This is a genomic window from Vibrio sp. 10N.222.47.A9, assembly GCF_963872585.1.
Taxonomy (GTDB): domain Bacteria; phylum Pseudomonadota; class Gammaproteobacteria; order Enterobacterales; family Vibrionaceae; genus Vibrio; species Vibrio splendidus.
This window is the reverse complement of the sequence record NZ_CAWNBB010000007.1, coordinates 1-1,954: the sequence shown is the minus strand read 5'-3', so window position 1 is coordinate 1,954 and position 1,954 is coordinate 1. Positions and strand designations below refer to the sequence as shown.

2 protein-coding genes and 1 pseudogene are annotated in these 1,954 nt (G+C 42.2%); all 3 read right to left on the bottom strand.

All coding sequences use genetic code 11. From position 1 onward, the window contains the following. Window positions 1-60: 60 nt before the first annotated feature. Window positions 61-510 carry a PTS sugar transporter subunit IIA gene (locus tag AACT19_RS01555; protein ID WP_076644898.1) on the bottom strand — a complete coding sequence of 150 codons (450 nt, stop codon included), beginning with the start codon at window positions 508-510 and terminating at the stop codon, window positions 61-63. Next, window positions 507-1,763: a PTS ascorbate transporter subunit IIC gene (locus AACT19_RS01550; RefSeq protein WP_004729966.1), complete on the bottom strand. Its 1,257-nt coding sequence runs from the start codon at window positions 1,761-1,763 to the stop codon at window positions 507-509. Before AACT19_RS01550 ends, AACT19_RS01555 begins: the two co-directional genes overlap by 4 nt. Before the next feature lie 10 nt (window positions 1,764-1,773). Next, window positions 1,774-1,954 (bottom strand): annotated as a pseudogene (locus AACT19_RS01545) (hypothetical protein); the annotation flags it as partial.

The window sequence follows — 1,954 nt, the reverse complement described above, 5'->3', positions numbered from 1 at the left end:
ATTTAATGGAATTGGTATAAACATCAGCAGGAGCTAAAGGTTAAGACCTAAAAATTGAAGCTAGTATCGCTTTAAGATCTCGATGATCGCTTGCTCTGTTTCCGCTGCGATAATGGCATCAATGTCATCATCATTTTGGAACAATTCAGACAGCGCCATAATGGTATGAATATGGCTATCTGAATCCATGGCTGCCAGAGTGATTGAAAGATAAACGTCACCGTTGTCTTCCGACTCTAAATCAACACCTTTCTTGAATACTGTCACTTGCAGTGATGCTTCGTTTACACCATCTTCAGGGCGAGCATGAGGCATCGCAATCTTTGGTGCAAGAACATAGTACGCGCCAATATCCTTGTGCTTTTGCTTGATAGCTTCAACATAGCTTGCTTCGATTTTCTTGCTCGCTAGCAGTGTTGAACATGTCACATCAATCGCTGCATCAACCGTTAGGTTTTCTTCAGAGTTGATGATAACGCCTTGGTTACCAACTAAATCAAACAGGCTCATGAAACAATCCACCCTAGAATCAGACCAACCACACCGAAGTCGAAGTCAGCGAATGTTGTTGCTTCAAGGCCAAGGCCACCCAGTACAGGAAGTAGCAGCATCGGTAGGAAAGAGATACATAGACCTTGCGTAAATGAACCTAGGATTGCACCGCGTAAACCGCCTGTTGCGTTACCGTAAACACCAGCTGCGCCACCAACGAAGAAGTGAGGAACCACGCCCGCTACAATGATTGTCCAACCAAGTGCACCTTGTACTGCCATTGCTAGTAGACCAGCAGCGAAAGAACAAAGGAAACCGATAAGTACCGCGTTTGGTGCTACAGGGAATACCATTGGGCAGTCTAGAGCAGGTTTTGCACCCGGTACTAGCTTGTCAGAAATACCTTTAAAGGCAGGAACGATTTCAGCAATTAGCATCTTCACACCTTGCAATACGATGTAAACACCACCTGCAAAGATTAGAGATTGCATGAAGGTAAACACAACCCAGTTTTGACCGCTTGATACTGTTTCTACAAACTCGCCGCCCGCAATAATAGATGCAAGCATGAAGAAGATTGCCATTGTTGTTGCTACCGCTACTGGCGTATCACGTAGGAACATTAAGCTTTTAGGAACTTGGATGTCTTCTGTTGATTTTGATGTGTCACCGAATTTGCTACCAATGAAGCCAGACACAATGTAAGACAATGTCGAGAAGTGACCGATAGCAAGTTGATCAGTACCCATTACTTTTTCAGTGTACTTTTGGCCTAGTGCTGGCATCACAACCATTAATGTACCGACAATGATAGAGCCGATTGCGACTAGAGCTGTGCCTTCAATGTTTGCTGTAGACAGAATTACCGCTACTAGCATAGACATGAACATTGTGTGGTGACCCGTTAAGAAAATATATTTTAAAGGAGTAATGCGAGCCAATAAAATATTCACAACGAATGCGAAGAACATAATTAGAGCCATTTCATAACCAAATGCTTCTTGTGCTAATGCAACAATTGCTTCGTTATTTGGAATAACACCACTTACGCCGAATGCTTCAGTAAATACAACTGAGAAGTTATTTAGTGCGCCAACAAGAGCGCCAGCACCAAAACCTAAAATTAGGAAACCCATTACGGTTTTAATTGTGCCTTTTAGAATAGTAGAAATATCAGCTTTTTGTGCAACAAGGCCAATAAAAGCAATTAAACCTACCATGATTGCTGGCTCTTTTAATAAGCCGAGCATGAATTCGAAAAAGTTTTGCATAATTTTGACCTTACATGAAAGTTTTTAGTTGTTCTTCGATTGATGCTTTGTCAAAAATATTTTTAAGGCTGATGATGTTCTCTTTTCCACCGTCTTTCAGTTGGTTAGCAACGTCTGTTGCCGCGACCCAAATATCCGCATTGCTTGATGCTGCAGAAGATAGATCTTCGTGGGCTTTGTTGCGTAATTCA

What these genes read in the sequence shown, in the direction of transcription:
- AACT19_RS01555 (WP_076644898.1), bottom strand. Translation starts at nt 510, where the DNA reads ATGAGCCTGTTTGATTTAGTTGGTAACCAAGGCGTTATCATCAACTCT.
- AACT19_RS01550 (WP_004729966.1), bottom strand. Translation starts at nt 1,763, where the DNA reads ATGCAAAACTTTTTCGAATTCATGCTCGGCTTATTAAAAGAGCCAGCA.